This is a genomic window from Sphingomonas sp. RS2018, from assembly GCF_054489605.1.
This window is the reverse complement of record NZ_JBTMWL010000002.1, coordinates 847,447-854,127: the sequence shown is the minus strand read 5'-3', so window position 1 is coordinate 854,127 and position 6,681 is coordinate 847,447. Positions and strand designations below refer to the sequence as shown.

General features: G+C 64.5%; 7 protein-coding genes. 4 read left to right on the top strand and 3 right to left on the bottom strand.

The genetic code is table 11. From position 1 onward, the window contains the following. From ACX40P_RS09245 to ACX40P_RS09230, 4 genes are all read left to right on the top strand, one after another. The coding region (locus ACX40P_RS09245) for an aldo/keto reductase (protein WP_459126013.1) at nucleotides 1–403 on the top strand (403 nt) is incomplete at its 5' end. Nucleotides 404–671: 268 nt separating this feature from the next. Next, nucleotides 672–1,415 carry a LytTR family transcriptional regulator DNA-binding domain-containing protein gene (locus ACX40P_RS09240; RefSeq protein WP_459126012.1) on the top strand — a complete coding sequence of 248 codons (744 nt, stop codon included), beginning with the start codon at nucleotides 672–674 and terminating at the stop codon, nucleotides 1,413–1,415. A gap of 107 nt (nucleotides 1,416–1,522) precedes the next feature. After that, a complete protein-coding gene (locus ACX40P_RS09235; RefSeq protein ID WP_459126011.1) occupies nucleotides 1,523–2,020 on the top strand; it encodes a DUF2306 domain-containing protein in 498 nt (165 codons plus the stop codon). Next, nucleotides 2,017–2,820, top strand: coding sequence for a hypothetical protein (locus tag ACX40P_RS09230; RefSeq protein WP_459126010.1), 804 nt, complete (start codon nucleotides 2,017–2,019; stop codon nucleotides 2,818–2,820). The genes ACX40P_RS09235 and ACX40P_RS09230 overlap by 4 nt, the downstream gene beginning before the upstream one ends. Before the next feature lie 144 nt (nucleotides 2,821–2,964). On the opposite strand, the gene ACX40P_RS09225 is transcribed toward ACX40P_RS09230, so the two are convergent. From ACX40P_RS09225 to ACX40P_RS09215, 3 genes are read right to left on the bottom strand one after another with little or no spacing between them, the layout of a single operon-like run. Next, on the bottom strand, nucleotides 2,965–4,290 hold the full coding sequence (locus ACX40P_RS09225; protein WP_459126009.1) for an alginate export family protein: 1,326 nt from the start codon (nucleotides 4,288–4,290) through the stop codon (nucleotides 2,965–2,967). Beyond that, complete coding sequence (gene chrA, locus ACX40P_RS09220) at nucleotides 4,290–5,687, bottom strand: chromate efflux transporter (protein WP_459126008.1); 1,398 nt, start codon at nucleotides 5,685–5,687, stop codon at nucleotides 4,290–4,292. The genes ACX40P_RS09225 and chrA overlap by 1 nt, the downstream gene beginning before the upstream one ends. Next, complete coding sequence (locus ACX40P_RS09215) at nucleotides 5,684–6,508, bottom strand: chromate resistance protein ChrB domain-containing protein (RefSeq protein ID WP_459126007.1); 825 nt, start codon at nucleotides 6,506–6,508, stop codon at nucleotides 5,684–5,686. The genes chrA and ACX40P_RS09215 overlap by 4 nt, the downstream gene beginning before the upstream one ends. Nucleotides 6,509–6,681 lie beyond the last annotated feature (173 nt).

The window sequence follows — 6,681 nt, the reverse complement described above, 5'->3', positions numbered from 1 at the left end:
GCCTGCCGGCAGCGTGCCGAACAAGGGCGGCGAAACGGCCGCCCATGGCAGCGACGGTCGCCTGAACGGCGACAACCCCTATGGCGGCATGCCTTTCACCGAGGCGAACTTCCACATTGCCGACGAGCTGCGTGCCGTGGCCGACGATCTCGGCCGACCGATGGCGCAAGTCGCTTTGGCCTGGGTCACGTCCCGACCAGGGGTTTCGTCGGTGCTGATGGGCGCGAGCCGGTCCGAACAAGTCACGCAGAACGCGGCGTCGCTCGACATCACGCTCTCGCCAGAGCAACTTACCCGGCTCGACGCGGCGGGAGCACCACCGATGCTCAATCCCTACTTCATCTTCCAGATGCCGCGGCAGCAGATTTTCGGCAGCAGCCATATTCGGCCATGGGAGCACTAGATTAACGCCTACTGGTGCCCCGAGCAGGATCGCAGCAGCTTAAAACGTGAATGAACCGGTGTCCGCGTTCGGGAACCGCTTGAGAGATCCTGAATGACCGGAAGTGGGTCGTTACCCCAGAGATGAGGGGGCTAGACCACAATGGTGGCAGGGCCATCGACGTAGGTGGATGGGGCGCCTAGACAGCCTTCATAGCCATCCAGGGTGCAGGATTATAGTGACAGGGTCCGCCAGGATACGATTTGCGAACGTCGCAACGCCGGGCGCAATGCCACCGGTAATCTGGTTAGGTACCACAGTCATTCTCACGATCGTCGACGCCTTTGGCGTCTCTACGGCGTTCGGATTGGTACTCGCGCTCGCTTTTTGGGGCGCACTGGTCGGCGTAAACATGCTCGGCTGGTCCGCTTGGCGACGATCACTGCCGGGGAGGCGTGACAGCGCCGGCCGCATGGCGCTGGGAGCCCTCGTCCTGAACTTGCTGCTCCCGATCGAGGTGCCGCTGCTCTATCGCCTGATGGGGCAGGGAGACGCCTCAGTGAACTGGAAACCGTTCGCCTATGGTCTGCTGGTGACAGGCTTCGTCATGGTTCTGCTCCGCGCCACGCGGGCACGGCATACCCTGGCCGGGCAGGACAGCGACGTAGAAGACACTGCTCGCTCGCCAGCGACGCCGACCACGAGTTTCGGCATCCTAGCCCGCGCAGGCGTAGACCCGGATGACCTGCTATCGGTTCGTGCCGAAGATCATTACTGCCGTCTCGCAGTGCGCGGTGGGGGGACGCTGCTTGTGCACTATCGCTTTCGTGATGCGGTCGGCGACCTCGCCGACGTTCAGGGTGCGCAGGTCCACCGCGGGGCCTGGGTCGCAGATTTCGCCATCACGGGCAGTGAGCGCACCGGGCGGCGCTGGTCGCTGCAGCTCGTCGACGGGTCGCGCGTGCCGGTCAGTGAGACTAGCGTCGCATTGTGTCGTGCGCGTGGCTGGCTGGAACGCGGCGGACTCGCGTAACGCCAAACCGGTTTCACGAAATCTGTGCCTTTTCGGCGCAATCACACCTTACCGAACCGCTGTCTATTGATCATCACGTCTTCTGAATCGGGGATCGGGAGCGAACAATGGGTGGGATATCGGCAATCGGCGCAGCGCATGTCGCGATGGGAAGCGTAGCGCTTGTCAGCGGCGCCGTTGTGTTGATGTTGCCCAAGGGGACAGCGCGGCACAGGCGCGTTGGCAAGATCTATGCCGCCGCGATCCTCGCAATCAACGGCACCGCTTTGTCGATGTACGACCTCACCGGGCGGCCCAACGTCTTTCACGTCATCGCGCTCGTTAATCTCGCGACGTTGGCGATGGGACTGCTGGCGCTACGCCGTTGGCGCCGGACGCACGAGCCCGGTGATCTTGTCACTCACCAGCGACGGATGGCAATGAACTATGTCGGCCTGTGGATGGCCTTCGTCACTGAACTGCTGGTCAATCCAATGCTGGGCGTCAGCCGGATCAGCGACCCGCGGAGTCACTGGCCCCTGATGATCACACTAAACCTCGCGCTGTTCGGCGTTGGTGGCTGGCTGGTACGGACGCGCCTAATCGCTCCGACGGTGCGGGCATGATGCCGCGGTCGTCTACCGATCCGCGCGCGCCACTCGCAGACGTCGTCGCATTGGCGGCGCTGGCGTGGGTCGCGGCGGCCACGCTACACGAGGGGGTGGGGCACGGCCTCGCCTGCACCGCAATGGGGGGCGATCCAACGAACTGGAGCACGTTCCACTTCGGCTGCAACCAAGAAGCTATGTCGCTGTGGGGCAGGCGGATCGTCGCAGGAGCTGGAACCGCGGTCAACGTCATCCTTGCCGCGCTTGGCTGGCTCGTCTGGCGAGGAAGCGACTCGCTGAGGGGGCGGCTCGCTGGTTGGATCGTGTTCGCACTAAACGGATTGACCACCTTCGGCTATCTCGTCTTCTCCGCGGTTTTCGGCATCGGTGATTGGAACGGCCGCGGAGTGATGGCGGGGGTGCCCGATCCTGTTCTCGCGCGCGTTGCGCTCGCGGTCGTTGGCATCGCTGGTTACTATGCCGTCGTCCGCCTCGCCGCGGAAATGCTGTCGCGCATGCTCAACAGTGAAGTTGTAGCGGCGCAGGCACGGCGGCGTGCAGTCATTGTATGGATGACGACAGGGGCAATCTCGCTGGCTGCGGCGCTGGCGGCGGGTAGCGACTGGCGGTCTACGATCGGCGCGTCGATTGGGGTCGCACTCGGCGGTAATGCCGGCCTGTTGAGCATGGGGCGGTTCGTTAAGCCAACGGCTACCGCATCGGCGACCACACTTTCGCCAAATTGGCTGCTGCGCGTGGCTGCTATCTTCGCAACGGTAGCGTTTGTCGCGATCCTGGGGCCGGGGATCGCCTTGTAACGGAACCGACTAGGGGCTTCGCAGAGTAGTCAGGAGACTGCCTGCGGCACTCCCCCCTTGAACATGAACCAGTGTCTGAAGTTGAGAAGCGGGGGAGGACACTCGAATGGCCGGAAATGGGTCCTTGCTGCCGCTTTACCCCCTTTAGAAAACTGCGGTTGCGTTGAGAGACACATATTTAGTCCAGCGGCCCGGCGGTGCGTTGGGGGCTATGCGCAAAAACTCGCCCTTAGCAAAGAGAACGGCGTCGATCTCGAGGCGCAACGCCTTCGACAGTTGATGCCGCACCCGCCCATCGAACTGCGTCCCCGCAAACGAGCCTGATCTGCCGCTCGCGTCGCGCACGCCGGTAAAGGAGAACGCGTCTTGGCGAGCCGCCAGCCAGAACGGGCGGAACGAGGCCATCAGATCGGTTCGCTTGTCAGGCGTAGCTTCAACCCGCACCCCGGGACTGACGAGATTGCTACGGATGATGGCATTGTAGAGCCCGGCGGGGGCAAGTTCGGCGCGGCGCATCCCGAACAGCGTGTCGAAGCGTCCATAGTCGCCGCCTGGCCGATCGCCGCTCGCATGGTCGTATTCGACCGCGACGCGGGGCTTCCAGCCCCCCTGGAACGTATAGCCAATGTCGCCATGCACGAACCATGCAGCGACGTCCTGGCGCGGCGCATTGGCGGCGAGGCTTGTGGAGGTCCGTCCGCGCTGAATGATCCCCTCCACTTCATAGTCGACGCCGCCTGCAATGGGGTCGGCAATGACGCGCAGCGCGCCCGTGTCGAGCGACCGGTCGCGTGTCGGTCTGCCAGGCCGGTCCCGTTCGCCAAGATGGAAGAACGAGATTTCGACGGTTGCCCGGCCGATCGTTTTCGAGCGGCTCAGGAGTCCGCCCCATAGGACGAGGTCGAAACCCTCGCGATCCGGTGCGACGCTGTTACGTCTCAGCGACAGCACGTCGTCGGGGCGGCGCTGTTGCGGCAGCACGTAGATGGCGGTCGATTTCCATCCACCGCGCCAAGCGAGATCGGCGCGGACGCCGGTGTAGCCGTTGGTGGTGTTTCGATAGTCGTCGGCCGCGACCAGCCGGCGTGAGCCGAGATTGAGCAGGAACCGCCCAGCCTGGATCGTCGCGTTCGTGTCGCGCCCGAATGGGGCGGTCGGCTTCCATTCGACATAGGCTTGGACGAGCTCGAACGTATTCACCTCGCCGGTCGAAAGCGGCGTCCCTGCATTGTCGCCGGAGACGCGGCTATCCCACAGCTCGCCTACCACCTTGACGGGGCCGTCCTCATATTGAGCTGCCAACGTGGTACGGAGGTTGAGGAGCGTGTCGCTATCGTTGAAGCCGGCGCGTGCCTGACCATCGATGGTTTCGACGCGAAGGCGGGTTGTACCGCTCGCGCTGACCTGTGCCATGCCCGGCACGCATTGCAGCGCTGCCGCCGACGCGGCGAGGATCGTGATTGTCCGCATCAGCCGATCAGGCCAAGGAGATACAGCGCCAGTCCAGCAATCGAGCTTGCCACCAGTGTCGTGATGATCCCGGCGCGCAGCCAGAACACCGCGGCGACAGCTGCCCCCGCGAGTGCCATTGCCCAAGGATCGAGGCTCGCAAGCACGGGCGCGTCGAAGTGGATCGGACCGAACGCGACGGCTGCCGTTTCACGGAAGAGCGTATGGAGGGCGAACCAAACGGCTAGATTGAGAACAACGCCAACGACCGCCGCGGTGATGGCGGAGAGCGCACCGGCGACCGCGGCATTGCCGCGCAGCCGCTCGATGAAGGGCGCCCCGAGGAAGATCCACAGGAAGCACGGCACGAACGTCACCCAGGTCGCGAGCAGGCCACCAAGCGTGCCCGCCACCAGCGGGGACAGCCCGCCGGGATCGCGATACGCGCCGAGGAAGCCGACGAATTGCAGGACCATGATGAGCGGCCCCGGTGTCGTCTCCGCCATGCCGAGGCCGTCCAGCATCTCCTTCGGCCCCAGCCAGCCGTAATTCTCAACCGCTTGCTGCGCGACATAGGCGAGGACGGCATAGGCGCCCCCGAACGTCACCATCGCCATCGTCGAGAAGAAGGTCGCGATACGACTGAAGACGTCATCGGGACCTAGCGCGATGAGCAACGCCGCGACCGGTACGAGCCAGAGAGCCAACCAGACCAGCGCCGTGCGGATCGTCTCAGCCCAGGTCAGTCGCGCATGGGTGGGCAGCTCCTCGCCAAGCAGTGTGTCGGCATCGGCCACGACCGCGCCCTTGGATGCGCCGTGTCCCCCGCCGCGGAAGGCCGTGCTGCCCTGCCGGGCGGACCACCATCCGATGAGACCGGCACCCAGCACGATCAGCGGAAAAGGCGCACCGACAAAGAAGATCAGGACGAACGCCAGCGCGGCAAGCGCCCTTGCCGGCGTCGACTTGAACGCCCGTCCGCCGATCCGCACCACTGCCTGAAGCACGACGGCCAGCACCGCGCACTTGAGGCCGAAGAACAGCGCCGAGACGACCCCGACCCGACCGTAGAGGACATAGACCCAGCTCAGCGCCATGATCGCAAAGGCGCCGGGAATGACGAACAGCACGCCCGCGACGATGCCGCCCTTCGTGCGGTGCATCAGCCAGCCGATGTAGGTGGCAAGCTGCTGCGCCTCTGGTCCGGGCAGCAACATGCAATAGTTGAGGGCGTGCAGGAACCGCTGTTCGCCGATCCAGCGTTTCTCGTCGACGAGGATGCGGTGCATGACCGCGATCTGCCCGGCCGGACCGCCGAACGAGAGCATCGCGATGCGCAGCCAGACCCAGAAGGCTTGGCCGAGCGTGACCGGCTCGGGGCGCGCCGAGGTTGCTGCTTCCGCCGTCACCGTAGTCATGCCGACGCTTTGCCGCGCGACGGCTGATGCGAGGACCAGTTGTGCTTTTCGCCCTGCGCGTCGCGGCACCAGCGATAGAGCGCATCGTACACCACCATGCTTGCCTCTAGCTGGACGTGGTCATCACTGTGGACGCGGGACAGGCCGAGCGAGATGGCGAGCAGTCCGGCGGCTTCCGGCACTAGGTCAAGTCGGTCGGTATCGGCCCCGCGGACGATCGCCGCCAAGCGCATCAGCGGCTCATGCTTCTCAAGTCCGAATGCTTGGACCATCACATCGAAGGTGCAACGCTCGCCGCGATGGCTCCAGAATACGCCTTCGTCCGCGACGTCGAACGGCTCGGCCTGCTGCTGCGTAGCGACGGTCAACACCTCGCCGGGAGCCACAAACAGAAAGCGCGCTTCGGGGTCAACGAAGCGCCGGATCAGCCAGGGACAGGCGATGCGATCTACCTTCGGCCGCGCGCGCGTGACCCACCATGTGCGGCCATCGTCATGCCGCGACGGGAGATGGGTCAGGGAAACAGTAGGCAGCGCGCTTGCTGCCCATGCGGCGAACCCACCTTCCAGCACTTCGGCCGCGATACCCTCGCTTCGCAGAATAGCCGCCGCGGCAACTGCCGGCCCGCTGTCATCAGCGTCCACAAGTACGGCGGTTGACCCTGCGGCATACCCCCATCGCGTCGGATCGGGGTGAGCTGGAAACAGTGATCCCGGAATGGCTTCTGTGGGTCCGTCGCGCAGATCAACGATACGAGGCGCGCCGGCCGATGCGACGAGGCGGGCAAGTTTATCCGGTATGATGGCGTTTGGAGCAGGCATGACGCGTCCCTTGCGTGTTCGTGCTGGACGCGATCCTCTAGCTGACGCCTCGTGGGGAGATCGCCATCCCCATGCGCCTAATCAGCCATGCTCATCAGGGGATGTCAATCGTCATCGCGCCCGTCCCACTGCCGCTGGGTATTGATAAGCCTGTTTGTTCCCACCTTCGATTG